Genomic DNA, 19,383 nt, shown 5'->3' on the forward strand with positions numbered 1-19,383 from the left:
AAGCTCGCGACGGTCGGCCGTCGCCGTGCTCAATGCCGTGCGCTCGCGCCGGGATCGGAGCTCCACGCGACGCCGTCGGTGACGCCGGGCCAGTCGTCGCTGCGGAAGGGCGAGGCGGGAAGGCCGGCCTGGTTGAAGAGCGAGGGCTCCGGCACGTCGCTCCAGTCGTAGCGGACCGCGACCGGCTCCGGCACCTCGCGCGAACGGACGATCACCGTCTCGCCGTCGATCGTGGCGGTTGCCGGGTGGAAGCGCCGGTCCTCGCCCGCGACCTCGAATCCGGAGAGCGGCTCGGCGCGGGCCACGAGCCCGCCCGCCGCCCAGCCGAATCGCACCCGGATCGCACCATCGAGGACCTCGATCCCCTGGTAGAGCGGGCCCGACGGGACGACGTCCGGGCGCCCGTAGATCGTCGCCAGCGCCCAGCGCGCGAGCCGCCGTCCGACCTCGGTCTTGTCCATGTCGTGGATGTCGGGACCGGTCGTGATGTCCGTCGTGACGACCATGCCCGTCGCCGGGACGGCGAGCGCGCGGCGCTGCGCGTCGCGGAGCTCGGTGATCGCACCCGGCGGCGGATAGCCCGCGTAGCCGGAGAGCTGCACGAAGAAGAAGGGCAGCTCCTCGCCCCACGCCTCGCGCCAGTCGGCGATGAGCGCGGGGAAGGTGCGGGCGTACTCGGCGGCGCGCGCGACGTTCGACTCGCCCTGGTACCAGACGATTCCGCGCAGCGTGTACGACACGAGCGGCGCGATCATGGCGTTCCACAAGAGCGAATGGCGGATGGGCGGGAGCGGGGGGATCGGGCGCATGCGAGCCAGATCGAGCCCGATGCGGCCCCGCCATCCCGTGAGGGCGATCGTCGTGTCGCCGGCGCGAAGGCGCGCGCCGTCGAGCGGAGGGAGCGGGCCGCGCTCGAGGGAGAAGCGGCGGACGACGAGGGTGCTCGCCGGTGCGAGAATGCCGGCGGGAACCTCGTAGGCGCGGCTTCCGTCCGCGCCCCGCGCGCGCGCGAGCGGTTGGCCGTTCAGCCATGCGAGGTCGCCGGCGAGCGGACCCGGCAGCTCGAGGCGAGCCGCCTTGCCGGCGAGCGCGGGCGGGGCCTCGAAGGAGGTCCGAAACCACGCGGCGCCCGCGGGGACGAGCGGCGTGGTCTCGTCGCCGATCGCCACCAGCATCGCCTTCGCCTCGCGCCACTGGGCGTCGTCGCCGCGATCCGGTGCGGACCAGCTGGGCCACCCCGTGTCGTGCCGTTCCACGTCGGAGACCCACTGCGTGTAGTCCGCCTCGTAGCGGCGCGCGGCGTCGGGCCACTGCTCGAGGCGCGCGCGGAAGTCCGGCAGGCGCCCGAGCCCGCGCTCGCTCGTCCACAGCTCGCTCTCGGTGCCCCCGACCGACGCGGCGACGAGGCCGATCGGCACGCCGAGCGCGGCGTGCAGCGTGCGCCCGAAGGACCAGCACACGGCCGAGAAGTCGGCGACGGCCTCGGGCGTCGCCGCGCGCCACGTGCCCCCGCACGAAGTACGCGGAACGTCGGCGAAGCCCTTCTCGACCGTGAAGAGCCGGATGGGCGGCGCATCTGGGGCGAGGGGCGGGCCGGGGTCGGCGCCGCTCGCGGCGACCGTGTAGTCCATGTTCGACTGACCCGAGCAGAGCCATGTCTCGCCGACGAAGACGTCGCGCACGACCTGCGTGCCGCCCGCCCACACGAAGACGCGGTGCGGACCGCCCGCGCCGCGCGTGCGCAGGGTCGCGCGCCACGCCCCGTCGGCATCCGCGAGCGCGAGACCGAGCGTGCCCCACGAGCCGGCGACGACGACCGGCCAGCGCGGCCGCCCGCGACCCGCGATCGTGACGATCGTCTCGCGCTGCAGCACCATGCCGTCGGCGACGAGCGGTGCCGGCCGTACGATCGTACCCGAGCCCACGACCGCCGCAGCCGCGAGCGCCGTCGCGACCAGCAGGGCCGCGATCAGTCGGCTCCGAAGCGTAGCGCCCACACCGCCCACATCGTCTTCACCCCGCTCGGGATGCCGTTCTTCGAGATGCCCGAGCGGCGCTCGACGAACACGATGGGCACCTCCTGGAAGCGGAAGCCCCGGCGAAATGCCCGGTACTTGAACTCGATCAAGAAGGCGTAGCCGTCGCGCCGCAGCCCGTCGATGCCGATCGCCTCGAGCACCTCGCGCCGCACGCACTGGAAGCCGCTCGTGCAGTCGCGCACCGGGAGCCCGGTCACGGTGCGCGCATACGCGTTGGCCCCGACGCTCGCCGCGAGACGACCGAGGCTCCAGTTGACGACCGAGACGCCGTGCAGGTAGCGCGACCCGATCGCGAAGTCGGCGGTCTCGCTCGCGGCGACCAGCGCCGGCAGATGCTTCGGGTCGTGCGAGAGGTCCGCATCCATCGACACGAAGCGCCGGTAGCCGCGTTCGAGACCGGCCCGAAAGCCGTGACGGTAGGCGCTACCGATGCCGCGCGGGCGATCGCGCTCGAGCACGGCGACGTCGCCGGTCGCGGCGCCGAGCTCGCGCGCCACCGCGGCCGTGCCGTCGGGCGAACCGTCGTCGACGACCAGGACGTGCGCGCCGGGCAGGTTCGCCCGGATGCCGTCGACCAGCTCGGGCAGGTTGTCGCGCTCGTTGTAGGTCGGCACGACCACGAGGAGGTCGCGCCCGCTCATGGCGCCGACCCTGCAGCCGGTGTCAGCACGTCGAGCTCGGCCATCTCCCACGCGGCGCCCCAGAAGGCAAGCCGCGGATTGGTGAGGCGCACGTAGCGCGCGTCGCGCGGGGCGAAGCGCGCCTCCCATCGCCGCATCTCGCTCGGGCGCTGGAAGAGCATCTGCAACGACTCGGGATCGAAGCGCGCGTTCGTCGCCGTCCAGGTGTCGCCGTCGAGCGAGGTCTCGATGTCGGCGAGGTAGAGACCGGGCGCATCCGGCGCGCCCGACACGGCCCGCAGACCCGCGACCGGCGCGACGCGGCCGAGATCGATCGCCAGCCACGGAATCTTCGGGCGCTCGGCGACGACGTGCCAGACGCTCGCTGCATCGCCGTCGACGACGGCGGGCAGCGCGCCCTCGGCGTCGCTCGCGGTGAGGCGCCAGCCGGCGCGCGGGAGCACGGTGGCCGGCGGCGCCGTCCGCGGCGGCACGGACGGTACGCGCAGGAGCGCGGTCGGGCCGTCGCGGTGGACGACCTCGGCACCGCCAAGCCCGAGCGTCGCGAGCTTGCGGTCGAGCGTCGCGTCGTCGGCCTCGCGCAAGAGGACGGCGTGGACGTCGAGCTCGGAGAGGAGCGCGCGCGCGTCGTCGCTCGGGAACTCGAACAGCCGGTGCGTGACGAAGGCGGGCCCTGGGCTCGTGAAGCCGCTGTAGCCGTTCACGAGACGCTTTCGGTGGAAGATGGCGTGGTACATGGCGAGCGCCGAGCCTTCGATGCCGTTCGTGCGCTCGTAGAGGACGGGCTCCGGCATGCGGCGCACGGCCTCGTAGATCGGCGGCTGATCGTCGGCGGTGGGCAGGCGGCGCCGTTCGGCTGGTGCCGTGCCGACGTCGAATGCGAGGGCTGCGACGAGCACCGCCGCCAGCGCCGCGCGGAGCGCAGGCCGTCGGGCCGCCCTCACGCACTCGTCCACCGCGGCGCCGACGAACCACGCGACGAAGAGGAGCCCGACGTGCAGGGCGCGGTAGGTGATGCGGACCATGTCGAAGCCGGGCAGGCGGAGCTGCACCTCGATCGGGATCAGCATGAGGCCGAGCGCCAGGACGAGCCCGATCGCGTTCACCGCCCACACGAAGCGCGTCCACGGGTCGCGTGCACGCAGCCGTGCGACGACGACACCGGCGAGGGCGAGGAGGCTCGTCAGCAGGCCCGGGCCGAAGCTGAGGACGGCGCCGTTGACGGGCTGTCCGAAGCCGAAGAGGGCACCGCTCCAGGTGCCAGGGCCCGGCAGGAAGAAGATCCATGGCGTGCCCATGCCGATCGTGCGCACGTGCCCCTGGGTCAGTCGCAGCTCCACGTACGGCCAAAGCGTCGGCGCGAGGAGCAGGCCCGCGACGAGCGGCGCCGCGAGCGTCGCGATCGCGAGCCGGCGCCGGTCGGACGTGGGCGCCAGCACGACGCCCGCGACGGCGAGGCCGCCCATCACGAGCGCGAAGTAGAAGGCGACGTACATGCCCATGAGCGAGTGGACGACCCACCAGAAGATCCAGAGCGCGAAGTCGCGCCCGCGGCCGTCGCGCACGAAACGGAGCCAGGCGCCGACGGCGAGCGGCATCGCGAACGTCACCAGCAGTTGGAGCCAGGTCGGAAGCTGGAGGCGGAACGGGGTGAAGGAGAACGCGAGCCCGGCTGCGAGGGCGCCGGCGATGCCGCCGCCGGTCGCGCGGCGGTAGCGCAGCATCGCCGCGGCGCACAGCACGAAGGCGGCGAGGGAGAGCAGGTTGTACTCGAGGATCGGGTTCCCCGTCGTGAGCCAGACCGGGAGCCCGAGCAGCGCCTCGCCGATCATGTGATCGCCGAACGCGAGCGTGTCGTGCGCCGGGTAGTAGATGCCGGCATCGAAGAGATGGAGCGGGTCGGTGAAGAGCGCCTGCGAGACCCAGCTGGTCGCCCAGATGAGCAGGAGCACGTCGCCGCTGTGGCCGTGGAAGGCGGGAACGGTGTGGGCGAGTGTCGTCGGCGTCGGCCGGAAGACCCACAGCGCGAAGAGCGCGTAGCCGGCGGCGGCCACGAGCACGAGGCGGGCGCTCGCACGCACGGCGCCCGATGTAGTCGGCGGCGGTCCGGGGCTCAAGCAAGCGGCGGGTGCGCGCCGCGCGTCGCGACCTCGTGCGCAGCTTGACAACCGGCGCGGTGCGACGGAGTCGGGCGGGCATGCGGCGGTGCTGGCGGATGGTCGGAGCGGCGTGCCTCGCGACGCTCGCGATCGCGTGTCGCGCCGATCCGCCGGCGCCGAGGATCCTCTGTGTCGGCGACAGCATCACGCTCGGGACGACGCGGGGCGGGGAGCGTGACGGGGTCGATCCCGAGGGCGGGTATCCGGGTCGGTTGGCGCGCGTGCTGGGTGCGCGGGCCCGGGTGCTGCGGCGCGCGGCGGGTGGGGCGACGGCGGCCATGTGGCTCGAGTCGCCGCGCGACGGGACCGGGCGCGTGCTGGCGACCGCGCTCGACGAGATCGGGCCGCCGCTGCCGCCGGCGGCGTGGAGCGCGCCGCGCGTCGTCGACGGAGTCCTCGACGCCGATCGGCCGGACGTCGTCGTCGTGGTCCTCGGGACGAACGACCTCATGGACTCGCGCGCCGAGCCTGCGGACGCGGCGGTCGAGCAGGTGCTCGCCCGACTCCGCTCGCTGCGGGACGTCGTCGCGGCGCACGGCGCGCGGGCGCTCGTCGCGACCGTCCTGCCGACGCGGCGGCCGACGGCGGCGCGTGTCGCGCAGCTCGATCAGCGGCTGCGCGTCGCGGCTCCCGACGTCGTCGATCTCGCTGCGGGGTTCGAGGCGGCCGGCGGCCTCGCCCTCCTCGGCGACGACGTCCACCCGAGCGAGGCGGGCTACGAATGCCTCGCCGGCCTGCTCGAGCAGGCGCTCGTCACACGCGGCATGGTGGCCGCGCGTTAGCGTCCCTGCCGGGCCCGCGATACGTTGACGATCCCCCATGTGGCGCACGGCGGCGTCGGTGCTGCTCTCGATCGTGGTGTTCTTCGTCTCCGGCGAGGTGCTGGCGCGGGTGCTCGGCGTCGTCGACCGGCTGAACGGCTACAGCCGTCTGCTGTACGCCGCCGGGCCGGATCCGGATCTGCCGTACGTGCTGCGTCCGGGCGTGGAGACGCTGCTCTTCGGCCTGCCGGTGCGCGTGAATCGCTGGGGGCTTCGCGGTCCCGACGTCGGCGACGCGCCCGCGCCCGGGGTGCACCGCGTCGCCGTCGTCGGTGATTCGGTCGTCTTCGGCCAGGGCGTGCGCGAGGAGGAGACCGTCGCGAGCGAGCTCGCGCGTCGGCTGGCCGCGGACGGCGGGCGCTGGGAGGTGCTGAACGCCGGTGTGCCCGGCTACGACGCGGTCTCGGAAGTGCGCTTCCTCGAGCGCGTCGTCCTCCCGCTCGCGCCCGAGATCGCCGTCGTGGGCGCGAGCCTCAACGACTACGACGTCTCGCCGGTCTACAGCCCGACCGGGATCCTCATGCGCAAGGAGCTCGAGGAGCGCACGCCCGGCCTCGTCGATCGGTCGGAGTTCCTGACCCTGCTGCGGTGGATCCGCTCGTACTGGCGCGGCGAGCTGTTCGGCCAGGTCTCCGAGCGCGTCGCCGAGCAGGCGAAGGGTGGCGACGGTGCCGCCACCGCAGCGAACCTCGGCAAGCTGACGCGCGATCTGCACCTGAAGTTCTATCGCGCGCCGGTGTCGAAGTACTGGGACCGCCTGCGCGGCGCGTACGCCGAGCTGGCCCGGCTCTCGAAGGCGCGCGGCGTCCGCGCGCTGGTCGCGATCTTTCCCGAAGAGTATCAGCTCGCCGGCGGCGAGGAGGACACGGTGCCGCAGCGCCAGCTCCTCGGCGTCTGCAAGGAAACGGGTCTCGCGTGCCTCGATCTGTTGCCCGCCTTCCGCGCCGCGGGCGGCGCGCTGTTCACGGACACCCAGCACCCGAACGCCCGCGGGCACGCCGTGGCCGCGGCGGCGATCGCAGAGGCGCTGGCGGCGAAGTGATCGCCGCGACTACTTGGCCGTGAAGGCGTCGGCGTAGCGGTCGCGAGTGGCGCGGCGCGCGAGCTTGCCGCTGGTCGTCTTCTCGACGCCGCCGGGCGGCACGAGGACGACGTGGCGCAGGGCGAGGCCGGTGTCGTGCATGACCGCGGTGCGGATGGCATCGCCGAGCGCGGCGCGTGCGGCGGGATCGGTCTCGTGCGTTTCGACCACGGCGGCGACGTCCTCGGTGCCGCGGGTCGGGTCGATGACGCCGAACGCCACGGCGCACCCGGCGCGCACGCCGGACACCCGGCCGATCGCCGTCTCGACGTCGTGCGGCGCGTACTTCTCGCCGCCGATCACGATGAGGTCCTTCTCGCGCGCGACGAAGTAGAGGTGGCCGCCGGCGAGGTAGCCCTGGTCGCCGGTGTCGAGCCAGCCGTCCACCAGCGCCTTGGCGGTGACCCCGGGGGCACGGTGATAGCCGATGAAGAGCGACGTCGAGCGGAGCCAGATCGTGCCCACGTGGCGTTCCGGAAGCGTCGCGTGGGCCGCGTCGCGGATCGCGATCTCGACGCCGGGGAGCGCCGTGCCGACAGAGACCGATGCGAGCCCATCACCCGACGTTACGCGTGCCCGGCCATCGGTCGCGAGCGCCTGGCGGTCGATCGTCTCGACGCGGACCGCCTCGCCGAGCGGATGCACGGTCGAGATGCAGACGCTCTCGGCAAGGCCCCAGCCCGAGACGAGCGCCGTCGGTCGAAGACCGTAGCGTGCGAAGCGCGCGCCGAATGCCGCGAGCGTCGGCGCGAGAACGGGCTCGGAGCCGTTGAAGGCGATGCGCCACGCACCGAGGTCGAGACCCGTGAGCTCGTCGTCCGGGATGCGTTGCGCCGAGAGCGCGTAGGCGAAGTTCGGCGCCAACGCGACGGTGCCGCCGTAGTGGTGCAGGGCCCACAGCCAGAGCGACGGCGCGCGCATGAAGTCCATCGTCGGGATGAGCACCGCGGGCGCGCCGGCGAGGATCGGGAGCAGGAAGGCGTCGATCAACCCCAGGTCGTGGTAGAGCGGAAGCCAGTTGACCGCGATGTCGCTCGGCGCGAGGCGGAATCCGTCGCGCGTCGCGCGCACGTTGTTCAGCACGGCGCGCTGCGAGAGGAGCACGCCCTTCGGCGTACCCGTCGATCCGGAGGAGTACTGGGCCATGGCGATGTCGTCGGCCCTCGCCGGCGATGGATCGGGCAGCGTCGCGGGTCGCGGGATTCGCGCGGGGGTGAGCACGGTTGCCCGCGCAAGATGCTCGGAGGTGGCGACCAGCGCGGCCACCTCGTCGTCGCACACGAGCGCGCGCGCCCCGCTGTGCCCCAGCAGGAAGCCGAGCCGGTCGCGGTACACGTCCTCCGCGGCGAAGCGATTCGACGGCGGTGCGAGCAGCGTCGGCACGCCGCCCGCGAGCATGGTCCCGAAGTAAGCGGCGAGCAGCTCGGGGCCGGTCGGCAGGACGAGGACCACGAAGTCGCCGCGGCGAATGCCGGCCGCCGCGAGGGCAGCGTGCACGCTCTGGGCGCGGATCCAGAGATGACCGAGCGTCATGCGCGCCTCGGTCCGGTCGCGCGCGAGGAACGTGAGGCAGGCGAAGTCGGGAAAGCGCCGCACCAGCTGCTCGAGCGCACCCGTCACCGTCTCCGCTTCGTCGAGGAGGCCGGCGGGCACCGGGCTCGGCGGCGGAGGAGCGACCTCCCGCAGGTTCACACGCGAAAAGCTACACCAGCGCCGACGCGCGACTCAAACCCGAGGCACGCTCATCGCACGGCGTCGGGACGGAAGGTACGCAGATGATACAGCGTCGTGCGTTCGTTCCTCGAGACCACTTCGCCCTGCGTCGCGAGCACGCCCTCGACCTGCGCGATCTGCTCGCGGCTCGACGGATACGCGGTCGCCGCGAGGTCGTGGTGGACGACGACCCACTCGACGTACGGGAGCGCGCCGAAGTCCGGAAACGTCCGCTGCCACGTGAACTGCGCACCCGGCGGCGTGCGCGACACGGTGCCGTCGAGCAGCGGCCGCCGGTGGCGAGTCTGATAGAACATGTAGAGGCTCGAGTAGAGCGCGAACTGATCCTTCACGAAGCCCGCGGGCAGCTCGAGCACGGCGCCGCGGCCGGCGCCGTCGCGGATGGCGTCGTAGACCGGCGGGACGTCGGCGGCGACGAGCGGCGCGCGGAGCCCGCGCGTGTCGACGGCCGCACCCAGGACGAGCGCTGCACAGACGAGCGCGGTCACGGCACGGCGCCGCGCGCCGGCACGCGCGCGCAGCGCGGCGGTCGCGAGCGCGACCAGCACGGCGAGCGCGATCTGGGCGACCGCGACCCACCGGTACGGAGCGCGGAACCAGCGCAGGAGCGGGACCACAGCGAGCGCCAGGGCGTACGGCCCGCGCGGGCCCGAGGGCTGCACGCCGCCGGGCGGGATCTTCAATGTCGGCAGCGGGTGCTGCCAATGGAGGTACGGTCCGAGCGCCATCATGAGCGCGGCGGCGAGGGCCGCGGCCCAGAGCCACGCCCGGCGGCCGCCGCGCGCGAGCGCGATCGGGAGGAGCAGGAGGGGCGTGGTGCCGAGGTAGAGGAGCGTCCAGAACGAGGTGGCCGGCGGCACGAGCCACGGCGGCACGACGAACCCCGCCACGAAGGCCGAGCCGAGCAGGAGCTGCGCCGGCGGCGGCGGGTTCGCGGCCGCGCCGAGCGCCGCGTGCGCGAGCGCGCCGAGCACGACCAGGAGGACGCCCCACACGACGGCGCTGCCGGTCCACCACAGGCGCGGCACGCCGAGCGCGTTCGCGGCGACCGCGCGCAGCACCGTGTCGAGCAGGAGGAGGGCGAGCGCCATCATCGCGTACTCCTGCGACGCGAAGACCAGCGTCAGCGCGAGGGCGACGACCGCCGCGATCCAGCCGATGCGGCGCGCGCGCTGCAGACGCCACCACGCCCACAGCGTGAAGGCGACCAGATACGTGCAGTCGAGGTAGAGGACCGGCAGGAACCAGACGGCGATCGGGCTCACGGCCCCGACGAAGCCGGCGGCGAGCGCGGCGACCGGATCGTCCGTCACCTCGCGCGCGAGGAGAGCCGTCGCGACGAAGCCGAGCGCCGGCGCCGCCAGCACGAGCACGTTGTGCGCGGCCACGACGCCGCCCGGCAGCGTCACCTGCAGCGGAACGCTCGCGAGGCCGAGCGGGAACGAGAAGGTGTGGAACACTAGCGGCACGCCCGTCGGGTAGAAGAGCAGGCGGGTGAAGAACGGGTCCGTGTGCAGGTCGAGCAGGCTCTCGCGCACCCACCAGATGTTCCAGATGAACTGGAACGGGTCGTACGAGCCGTCCTCCAGGACGTGCGTGCCGAGCGCGCCCGCGAGCGGGTGCGTCACGACCAGCGCGATCGGGATGGCGAGGCCGAGCGCGAGCAGGACGAAGCGGGCGGTCCGCATGCTCACCGGGCGGGCCGCCGGCCGGTCGCCAGGATCTCACCGAGCGGAAGCGGAATGGGACGGCGTGCGAGCGCCGCCGGCAGGAGCGCACCCAGCGGACGCACGAGCGGTCCCAGCGCCGGATAGAAGGCGGCCACCTGCGCGGTCGCGTACGCGAGCGTGATGGGCTTTCCGATCGGTTCGACGCGGACGTCGCGAAAGCCGGCGGATTCGAGCAGGCGGCGCAACGTCGCCGGCGTGAAGTAGTGCACGTGGTCGGGCGGCGCATAGTAGAACCAGGCGCGGCCGAGGAGCCGGGCCGTCGGGCTCGCGGCGTCGGGCACGGTCACGGCGAGCGCGCCGTCGCCGGCGAGCCAGCCGGCGACGCGGCGGACGAACGTGACCGGATCGAGCAGGTGCTCGACGACGTCGAAGGCCGTGACGGCCGCGAAGGATCCCGACGGCTGCACGTCCTCGACGCGACCCTCGTGCACCGTGAAGCCGCGCGCGCGCGCCGCGGCCGCGGCCGACGCGGAGAGCTCGATGCCCTCGACCGTCATGCCGGCCGTCGCCGCCGCGGCGAGGAACGCGCCCGTCGAGCAGCCGACGTCGAGCCACCGCCCCGGCGGAAGGACGGATCGCACGCGCGCGAGGCGGTAGTCCGCGATGGTCGCGCGGACGTCGTCGGCGGCGGCGAAGGCCGCGTAGCGCCCGTCCTGGTACGACGCGTCGTGGTGCGCGCCCAGCGCCGCCGCGGTGGGCAGCGGATCGAGCGAGACGAGGCCGCAGGCGACGCAGCGCGCGAAGGTGAAGCCCTGCTTCTCGAACGCCGCCTCGTGCGCGCCGCCACAGAGCACGCACGTGCCGTCCGCCGCCGCCATCGCGCGCACTGTAGTCGGAGGCAGGCGGGGTCGGCAAAGCCGCGCGGGTTTGCAACCCACGCGGCCGGCGTCTATCTGCGAGGCCGCGTGCCCGCTCCGCGAATCGGCGTCGTCGCCGCCGCCGGCAAAGGTCGGCGCATCCATCCCCGCAGCCTCCAGGTGCCCAAGGTCCTGCTCGAGGTCGCCGGGCGTCCGCTGCTGACGCGCAACCTCGAGATCCTGCGCGACCAGCTCGCGATCCGCGACGTCTTCCTCGTCGTCGGCTATCTCGCCGACCAGATCCGTGCCGCCTACGGCGACGGCGGCGGGCTCGGGATGCGCATCCGGTATCTCGACAACCCCGACGTCGACGGCGGGCTCGGCACGCTACTCACGGTCGTCGAGCCGCACGTGCAGGAGCCGTTCGTGTGCCTGCTGGGCGACGAGCTCTACCTGGAGACGAACCACGCGGGGCTCGCCGGCGTGCCGCCGGGATACGTCGCCGTGTGCGGCATCCATCCGACCGAGGACATGGATCTCATCCGCAAGAACTACACCGTCGAGCTCGACGGCGACCGGATCCGCGCCCTGGTCGAGAAGCCCGAGAGCGCGCCGACGCCGTACGTCGGCTGCGGCACGTACCTGTTCGGGCCCGAGATCTATCGCGACGCGCGCGAGACGCCGCGCTCGGCGCGCACCGGCCGGCTCGAGCTGACCGACGTCATCGACCACGCCGCCAAGCGCGGCGGCGACGTGCGCGCCTTCGTGCTGCGCGGCCACTACCTCAACGTGAACACGATCGCGGACCTGAACGCGGCCAACTTCCTCGCCCGCACGCTGCACTTCGACCGCAACAAGGTGAGCGTCGTGATCCCCGCCTACAACGAGGCGGCGGCCATCGGGTTCGTCCTGCGCGACTTCAAGGACCACGCCGACGAGATCGTGGTCATGGACAACCAGTCGGCCGACGGCACCGCGCAGATCGCGCGCGACCTCGGCGCCGTCGTCTACTCGCGGCCGCTCAAGGGCTACGGCGACGCCTTGAAGCAGGGGCTCGACGCGGCCACGGGCGAGATCCTGGTGCTGGTCGAGGCGGATGCCACCTTCCGCGCCAAGGACCTCGGCAAGCTGCTCGAGTTCCTGAAGGACGCCGACATGGTGATCGGCACGCGGACGACGCGGCAGCTGGTCGAGCAGGGCGCGAACATGGACGGCTTGCTCCGCTGGGGGAACGTCGTCGTCGGCAAGCTCGTGGAAGCCCTGTGGTGGACGCGGGAGCCGCGCTTCACCGACGTCGGGTGCACGTATCGTGCGATCTGGCGCGACGCCTGGCAGCGCATCCGCCCGCATTTGACGCGCGACGACGCCGCGTTCTCGCCCGAGATGATGATCGAGATGATCCGTGCCGAGGGGCGCGTGATCGAGATCCCGGTGAGCTACTACCGCCGGCTGGGCGGCGCATCGAAGCACTCGGCGAGCCGCTGGCACAGCATGCGAACAGGCCTCCGCATGCTGAACATCATCGCCCGCAAGCGCATGAACCTCGCGTGACGCCTCACTCGACGTAGCCGAGGGCGCGCATCCGCTCGATGACGTCGGGCGTCGCGAGGGCCTCGCCCGGGGCGGCGCCGCCCGCGGGCGGCCGCAGTCGCTCGTAGGCCTCGAGCGACCGTTTCATCACCCCGAACGTGGGGAGGGGCGGGAGGGCGGCGCGATTCTCGTCGGGATCCCTCGCGACGTCGTAGAACCAGAACTCGCCGGTCGTCTCGTCGTGGATCACCTTGGCGTCGCCCACCCAGACGGCGCGCTGGTCGGGCCACGGCTTGCGGCCGTTCGGGCCGAGCGGTCCGCGCACCTCGGCGACTACCGGCCGCGGCGCGAGTGCCTGTCCATGCAGCGCGGGCGCGAGGGAGCGGCCCTCGGCCGACGCCATCGGCGCCAGACCCGCGAGGTCGAGCAGCGTCGGTGCGACGTCGACGAGGCCGACCCGCGTCGGTACACGCTGGCCGGCGGGGAGGCCGGGCCCTGCGACGAGCAGCGGCACGTGCATCACCTCCTCGTGCAGGCAGCGGCCGTGGCCCCGATGTCCATGCTCGCCGAACGCCTCGCCGTGATCGGCGGTGATGACCACGATCGTGTCGCCGGCGATGCCCGCCAGCCGCAGGACGCGCAGGAAGCGGGCGACGACCTCGTCGAGACCGTGGATCTCCGCGTCGTACAGACGGGCCGGATCCGGCACCGGCGCGGGCAGCTCCGGCGGCCGGATGGCCGCGACGTGACCGGGCGACGGGCGGTAGGGGCCGTGCACCTCGTAGGTGTGGACGAACAGGAAGAACGGCCCGTCCGACTCGCGTGCGATCCAGCGCGCCGCGGCGCCGAACGTCTCGCGCGCCGCACCGCGCTGGCGCGCCTCGACCGGACTCGGGTCCTCGTGGAAGGAGTGAAAGCCGCGCGCGAAGCCGAGTCGCCGCGACACAAGGCCGTCCTCGGTGAACGCGGCGGTGACGTACCCGGCGCGCCGGAATGCCTGCGGCACGGTGTCGATGCTGGCCGGCAGGACGTCGAGATAGCCCCGGACGCCGTGCGTCGCGACGACGCGACTCGTGAACAGACTCATGTGCGACGCCCCCGTGGTCGGGTAGTGCGCGACGGCGTGCTCGAAGACGGTCGCGCGGCGCGCGAACGCGTCCAGGTGGGGGCTCGTCGGGTAGGGGTAGCCGTACCCGCTCAAGTGCTTCGCGCCAAGCGTGTCGAGCGAGATCAGGATCACGTTCGGGCGCGGCGAGCCCGTCTGGGGGGACGCGACGATCGGATCGCCGATCGCGACCGCGAGCGTACGCTCACGATCGGCGCGCTCCGCGGCGCGTACCTGGAAGCGCAGGCGAACGGGACGGCCGTCGCTCGACGCGAGCGGGACGTCGATCGGCGTCCAGCGATTGCAGTCGGTCGCCGCATCGACGCGCCGGCGGGCGACGGCCCGCCCTCGACCATGATCGACGACGTCCACACGAACGATGGCAGGGGGTGCGACCTTGCAGGCTTCGGGCGGGATCCCCACGGACGCCTGCAAGCGGGCGCCGGCGCCGATGGCGAGCGGACCGAAGCTTCGTCGCTGGGCGCCGTGCCGCGGTCGTGCGACGACGAAGATCGCCCACTGGGCGGGCTTGCCGATCTCCGCCGGCAGGAAGCGCGTCACCGCGTGCGGCGGAGAGCCGGCGACCAGCATCGCCGGCGCGTTGCGCGCCGTCCCGTCGACCAGGATGAGGGCGTTCGCCTCGACGCCGTCGACGGTCCAGCCCTCGGGCAGGATCGCGGGGGCGTCGAGCAGCCCCCGGGCCGGCACGGGGCCGCTGCCCGAAGCGACCTGGGTCCCTCCCGACGGGCCGAACGCGACCACCGGGCGCTCGACGCCGCCGATCTCGACCCGAGGTGTCGACCCGCGGCCGAGATCGAGGACGTACTGCCGGCCGACCTGCGGCGGCGCGGCCCCGGCGATGCCGGCGACGGTCGCGACACCCGCGACGGCGATGCCGAGCCTATTCCACATAGCCGAGCGCCCGCAGCTTCTCGATCGCCGCCGGCGTGATGGTTCCCTCGCCGACGATTCCCTGGCCGGCGACCGGCGTCAGCGTGTGGTACCACTCGAGCCGTTCCTTCATCGTCGCCAGGACCTCGATCGGCGGCAACGACGTCACGGCCGTCTCGTCGGGATCGTGCGCGAGGTCGGTGAACCACCACATGCCGTTCTCGAGGTCGTGGATGACCTTGTGGTCGCCGACCCACACGGCCCGCTGGTTGGGCGACGGCGTTCCGCCCATGGGCCCGAGCGGTCCCTCGAGCTCGGCGACGAGTGGGCGCGCCTCGAGGGGCGCGCCGCGCAGCGCGGGCACGACCGAGCGTCCGTCCGCGTCCGGAAGCGGCGGGACCCCGGCGAGGTCGAGGATCGTCGGCGCGAGGTCGACGAGGCCGATCCGATCGGCGACGCGGCGGCCGGGCGTGATGCCCGGACCCAGGACCAGGAGGGGCACCTGCATCGCTTCCTCGTGCAGGCAGTGCCCGTGCGCCTGGTGCCCGTGCTCGCCGAATGACTCACCGTGGTCCGCCGTGATGATGACGAGCGTCCGCTCGAGGAAGCGGCGCGTGCTGAGGTAGCGCAGGAAGCGCGCCAGGCGCTCGTCGAGATAGTGGACTTCGCCGTCGTAGAGCCGGACGGGCGGCGCCTTCGGGTCGCAGGGCTCGTCCGGTCGCACCGCCAGCGCGTGGCTGGGCGGCGGCGTGTAGGGCGTGTGCACCTGGTAGGTGTGGATGAACAGGAAGAAGGGATCGCCCGGCGCCGTGTCGAGCCATCGCCGCGCGTCGCCGAGGGTCTGGCGCACGCGCCCGGTCGTGCCCCAGGTGGTCGCGCTGCGGTTCTCGCGATACTCGTGGAACCCGCGCCCGAAACCCATGGAGACGGCGAGCGTGGCGTCCTCGGTGAACGCGGCGTTGAAGTAGCCCGCGGCGCGGAGGGCCTGCGGCAGCGTCGGGACGACGGGCGCGAGCACGTCGAGATAGCCGCGCACGCCGTGCGACGCGGGCAGACGGCCCGTGAAGAGCGTCATGTGCGAGGCGGCGGTCGACGGGTAGGCGGCGACCACGTGCTCGAAGAGCGTGCCCGTGGGTACCAGGGCATCGAGGTTCGGGCTGGTCGGGAACGGATAGCCGTACGCGCCCAGGTGCTTCGCGCCGAGCGTGTCGAGCGAGATCAAGATGACGTTGGGTGGCGGCGACGCGCTCGTCGGCGCCTCGACGATCGGGTCGCCGATCGTGGCGGCCAGCACGCGTCCCGCGTGGTACTTCCGCCGCGCGCGCATCCGGAATCGAAACCGCAGGTCGGGCCCGGCGACGCCGGCGAGCGCGATGTCGAACGGGATCCACTGGTCGCAAGGGCTCATCTGGTCGAGGCGGCGATGGAGGACGGCGCGGCTGCGGCGTCCTTGGATGGCGTCGACGCGAACGACGGTGGGCGGCGCGAACTTGCACGCACCCGCCGGCACGCCGATCGCGACCCGCAGGTGCGACCCGGGCGCGACCGTCACCGGCCCGAGCGTGCGGCGCCGCGGTCCCGGCTTCGGCTGGCTCGAGCCGACGACGATGAGACGGACCGAGCGTCCGACCTCCTTGCCGCGGAACTGGAAGACCGCCACCGGCGGCGTCGTGCGCTGGAGCGTCGGCGGCTGCCAGCGCGGTACGCCGTCGACGACGACGAGCGCGCTCGCGATCAGCTGGTCGGAAGACCAGCCGGCGGGCAGGGCGAGGGTCACCTCGATCGTGCGACTCGGGGGGACCTTCGTCTCCGTGCCCCCGATCGTCGCCTGGCCGGCGGGGTCGAAGGCCAGCACCGGCTGCTGGACGCCGCCGATCTCGAGTCGCGGCGGGAGATCGCCCGTGAGATCGAGCAGGTGCACGCGCCGCGGCGTCGCGCCCTCGGCCGCGCCCGCGCGCAGCGCGAGGCAGGCGAACACGAGGGCGACGACCGGTCGCGGACCGCGCGCGGGGCGCCTCGCGATCACGCCGCGCGCCTCCCGTGCGCGCCGACGATCCGCTCGACGAGGCGCAGGGTCGCGGCACCGCAGCTCTCCCAGGTGAGGCTCGCCGCCCACGCGAGCGCGGCGCGCTCCATCGCCGCGCGACGCTCGGGGTGGGCCAACACGTCCACGACGCGTGCGGCGAGCGCTTCGACGTCGCCCCAGGGATAGAGGAGTCCGGTCTCGCCGTCGCGCACGCTGTCGCGGATGCCGGGCGCGTCGGCGGCGACGCAGACGGCTCCGCACGCGTTCGCCTCGACGTTCGTGAGGCCCCATCCCTCCTTCACGGAGGGGTTCACGACCACGTGCGCGGACTGGAGCAGCCGCACCTTCTCGGCGTGCGGCAGGAAGCCGGCGAAGCGGACGGCCTGCGTCAAGCCGAGCGATTCGGTGAGCGCGCGCAGCGCCGGCATGCCGTCGCCGTCGCCGACGATCGTGAGCGTCGTGTCGGGAAACCGCCGGCGCACGAGCGGCAGCGAGCGGATGGCGTGGTCGACGGCCTTGTAGCGTTTGATGCGACCCACGTAGACGAGGCTCGGCGCCGCCGTCTTCGCGACCGCCGGATCGGGATGATAGCGGGCGCGATCGATGCCGCAGTGCACGACCGAGATGCGATCGGCCGCGTAGCCGCGCGCGACGAGATCGTCGCGCGTCGATTCGGAGATCACTTCGAAATCGCAGTGGCGGTAGACCCAGCGCACGGGTTGCTCGGCGGCGTAGACGACGGTCGCGACCAGCGGATTCACCTCCTGGAAGACGGTCGTCCCCATCAAGTGCGGGATCACCGCGAGGATCGGGGCCCGCGCCCACAGCGGGCTGTAGAAGGGGATCTTGTTGATGTCGTCGAGGACGATGTCCGGCGGGTGCGCGGCGGCCACGCGGCGGTAGAGGAACGGCACGGCGAGGTTGAACGTCAGCTCGGAGCCGCCGCGCACGACGTGGTAGCCGTCGGCGTCCTCGGCCGCCTTCGCGCCGGGGAAGCGGGACGTCACCAGAGTGCAGCGGTGCCCCTGGTGACCGAGGTACCGCAGGATCTCCTCCATGTGAACCTCGGCGCCGCCGCCGAGCGGGTTCGCCAGATCCCGCCAGTTGAGGGCGACGATGTGCACTCAGTGGCTCCTTTCGGGCCCGTGCCGAGGGAGGTTCACCGGGTGCCCTGCCGGCGGCTCATGGACGCTTCAGGCCTACGTGCCCGCCCCGCGGTTTGCAAACTCTCGGCGTCTTGCAATCCCGCCCGCGCGCGGGACAATGCCCGGGAGATGGCGTTCGAGTTCCGCCGGCTCTCCGTGCTGGTTCCCGTCTACAACGAGGCGGGGACCGTCCGCACGCTCCTGGCGCGCGTCATGGCCGTCCCGATCCCGAAGGACATCATCGTGGTCGACGACTACTCGTCGGACGGGACCCGCGAGATCCTCGCCGAGTTCCGTCGCGAGACGCCGGACACCGCCCAGAACCGGATCGTGCTCGACTTCCACGCCGAGAACCAGGGCAAGGGGGCCGCCATCCGCACCGCGGCGCAGCACATCGCGGGCGAGATCGCGCTCATCCAGGACGCCGATCTCGAGTACGACCCGGCCGAGTATCCGCGCCTGATCCAACCCATCCTCGACGGCCACGCGGACGTCGTCTTCGGATCGCGCTTCGCGGGCGGGCCGCGCCGTGTGCTGTTCTTCTGGCACACCGTCGCGAACAAGATGCTGACGCTGCTCTCGAACATGTGCACGAACTTGAACCTCACGGACATGGAGACCTGCTACAAGGCGTTCCGGTCCGACATCCTGAAGACGATTCCGATCCGCTCGAACCGTTTCGGCCTCGAGCCCGAGCTGACCGCGAAGGTCGCGCACCTGCGCTGTCGCGTCTACGAGATCCCCATCTCGTACCACGGCCGCGCCTACGCCGAGGGCAAGAAGATCGGCTGGAAGGACGCCTTCTCGGCCGTCTGGACGATCCTGCGCTTCAAGTTCGTGGCCGACATCGGCCGCGAGGACGCCGGCTTCACGACGCTCCGCCGCGTCGAGGTGCTGCGCCGCTACAACGCCTTCCTGTGGAACCTCGTGCAGCCGTTCGTCGGGCGGCGGATCCTCGAGATCGGCTCGGGCACCGGGCTCATGACGAAGTACCTCGCCGGGCGCGGCGACCTCACGGCGACCGACGTCGACCAGGAGTACGTCGATCTCCTCACGCGCACGTTCGCGCATGCGCCGAACGTGCAGGTACGGCACCTGGACCTGGCCACGCTCGGCGCGAACGGCATCCCCAAGCGGACCTTCGACACCGTCGTCTGCTCGAACGTGCTCGAGCACATCGAGGACGACCGCGGGGCGCTCGTCGCCATGCGCGACGTGCTCGAGCCGGGCGGCCGCGTCGTGCTGATCATCCCGGCCATCAAGGCGCTCTACGGATCGATCGACAAGAACATCCACCACTTCCGTCGCTACTCGCGCGAGGAGATCGACGAGAAGCTGCGCGCGGCCGGGCTCGAGGTCGAGCATCTCTCGTACTTCAACATGCTGGGCGTGCCGGGGTGGTGGCTCAACGCGGTCGTGCTGCGGCGGGCCGCGGTGCCGGGCTTCCAGGCCAAGGTGAACGACTGGCTCGTGCCGTGGCTCAGGATGGAGCGCCGCTTCGGTCCGCCGGTGGGGATGTCGCTGCTGGCGGTCGGTCGCGTCGGGGCGTAGCTCCTCGTCATCGCGCGGGCGCGGCGTCGGTGGTGCGAGGTCGGGGGCGAGGCTTCGGCTTCGGCTCCGCCGCGCGAGAAGTCACACGTCTCGTCACGGCCCAGCATTTCGTCGCGCCGCTTCGCAGGCGCCT

At 72.8% G+C, this 19,383-nt stretch carries 13 protein-coding genes; 4 read left to right on the forward strand and 9 right to left on the reverse strand.

Annotated elements, in window-relative coordinates; translation table 11 throughout:
• Positions 1–29: 29 nt before the first annotated feature.
• From VMS22_25785 to VMS22_25795, 3 genes are read right to left on the reverse strand one after another with little or no spacing between them, the layout of a single operon-like run.
• Complete coding sequence (locus VMS22_25785; protein ID HXJ37455.1) at positions 30–1,997, reverse strand: sialate O-acetylesterase; 1,968 nt, start codon at positions 1,995–1,997, stop codon at positions 30–32.
• Positions 1,970–2,680, reverse strand: coding sequence for a polyprenol monophosphomannose synthase (locus tag VMS22_25790; protein ID HXJ37456.1), 711 nt, complete (start codon positions 2,678–2,680; stop codon positions 1,970–1,972). The genes VMS22_25785 and VMS22_25790 overlap by 28 nt, the downstream gene beginning before the upstream one ends.
• The gene (locus VMS22_25795) at positions 2,677–4,761 is read right to left on the reverse strand and encodes a discoidin domain-containing protein (protein HXJ37457.1); all 2,085 of its coding nucleotides are present in this window, start codon (positions 4,759–4,761) and stop codon (positions 2,677–2,679) included. Before VMS22_25795 ends, VMS22_25790 begins: the two co-directional genes overlap by 4 nt.
• 116 nt (positions 4,762–4,877) lie before the next feature.
• Between VMS22_25795 and VMS22_25800 the strand changes: the two genes are divergently transcribed.
• Positions 4,878–5,621, forward strand: coding sequence for an SGNH/GDSL hydrolase family protein (locus VMS22_25800; protein HXJ37458.1), 744 nt, complete (start codon positions 4,878–4,880; stop codon positions 5,619–5,621).
• 37 nt (positions 5,622–5,658) lie between these two features.
• Positions 5,659–6,702 carry an SGNH/GDSL hydrolase family protein gene (locus VMS22_25805; GenBank protein ID HXJ37459.1) on the forward strand — a complete coding sequence of 348 codons (1,044 nt, stop codon included), beginning with the start codon at positions 5,659–5,661 and terminating at the stop codon, positions 6,700–6,702.
• A gap of 9 nt (positions 6,703–6,711) precedes the next feature.
• Here the strand turns inward: VMS22_25805 and VMS22_25810 are convergent, their stop codons facing one another.
• Genes VMS22_25810 through VMS22_25820 form a run of 3 tightly spaced genes read right to left on the reverse strand, consistent with a single transcriptional unit; the run spans position 6,712 to position 11,023 of the window.
• Complete coding sequence (locus tag VMS22_25810; protein ID HXJ37460.1) at positions 6,712–8,433, reverse strand: AMP-binding protein; 1,722 nt, start codon at positions 8,431–8,433, stop codon at positions 6,712–6,714.
• Between the two features lie 50 nt (positions 8,434–8,483).
• On the reverse strand, positions 8,484–10,169 hold the full coding sequence (locus VMS22_25815; GenBank protein HXJ37461.1) for a hypothetical protein: 1,686 nt from the start codon (positions 10,167–10,169) through the stop codon (positions 8,484–8,486).
• Positions 10,166–11,023 (reverse strand): class I SAM-dependent methyltransferase, encoded by an 858-nt coding sequence (locus VMS22_25820; protein ID HXJ37462.1) that lies wholly within the window; start codon positions 11,021–11,023, stop codon positions 10,166–10,168. Before VMS22_25820 ends, VMS22_25815 begins: the two co-directional genes overlap by 4 nt.
• An 87-nt stretch (positions 11,024–11,110) precedes the next feature.
• Between VMS22_25820 and VMS22_25825 the strand changes: the two genes are divergently transcribed.
• On the forward strand, positions 11,111–12,553 hold the full coding sequence (locus tag VMS22_25825) for a glycosyltransferase (protein ID HXJ37463.1): 1,443 nt from the start codon (positions 11,111–11,113) through the stop codon (positions 12,551–12,553).
• A 4-nt stretch (positions 12,554–12,557) separates the two neighbouring features.
• Here VMS22_25825 and VMS22_25830 read toward each other — a convergent pair whose 3' ends face one another.
• The 3 genes from VMS22_25830 to VMS22_25840 are packed head-to-tail and all read right to left on the reverse strand — an operon-like array spanning position 12,558 to position 17,678.
• Positions 12,558–14,549, reverse strand: a complete 1,992-nt coding sequence (locus tag VMS22_25830) for a sulfatase (protein ID HXJ37464.1) — start codon at positions 14,547–14,549, stop codon at positions 12,558–12,560.
• Positions 14,539–16,554, reverse strand: a complete 2,016-nt coding sequence (locus VMS22_25835) for a sulfatase (GenBank protein HXJ37465.1) — start codon at positions 16,552–16,554, stop codon at positions 14,539–14,541. The genes VMS22_25830 and VMS22_25835 overlap by 11 nt, the downstream gene beginning before the upstream one ends.
• On the reverse strand, positions 16,551–17,678 hold the full coding sequence (locus VMS22_25840; GenBank protein HXJ37466.1) for a glycosyltransferase family 4 protein: 1,128 nt from the start codon (positions 17,676–17,678) through the stop codon (positions 16,551–16,553). The genes VMS22_25835 and VMS22_25840 overlap by 4 nt, the downstream gene beginning before the upstream one ends.
• Before the next feature lie 150 nt (positions 17,679–17,828).
• Between VMS22_25840 and VMS22_25845 the strand changes: the two genes are divergently transcribed.
• Positions 17,829–19,250, forward strand: a complete 1,422-nt coding sequence (locus VMS22_25845) for a glycosyltransferase (GenBank protein ID HXJ37467.1) — start codon at positions 17,829–17,831, stop codon at positions 19,248–19,250.
• Positions 19,251–19,383 lie beyond the last annotated feature (133 nt).

The organism is Candidatus Eisenbacteria bacterium (assembly GCA_035577985.1).
Taxonomy (GTDB): Bacteria; Desulfobacterota; Binatia; order DP-6; family DP-6; genus DATJZY01.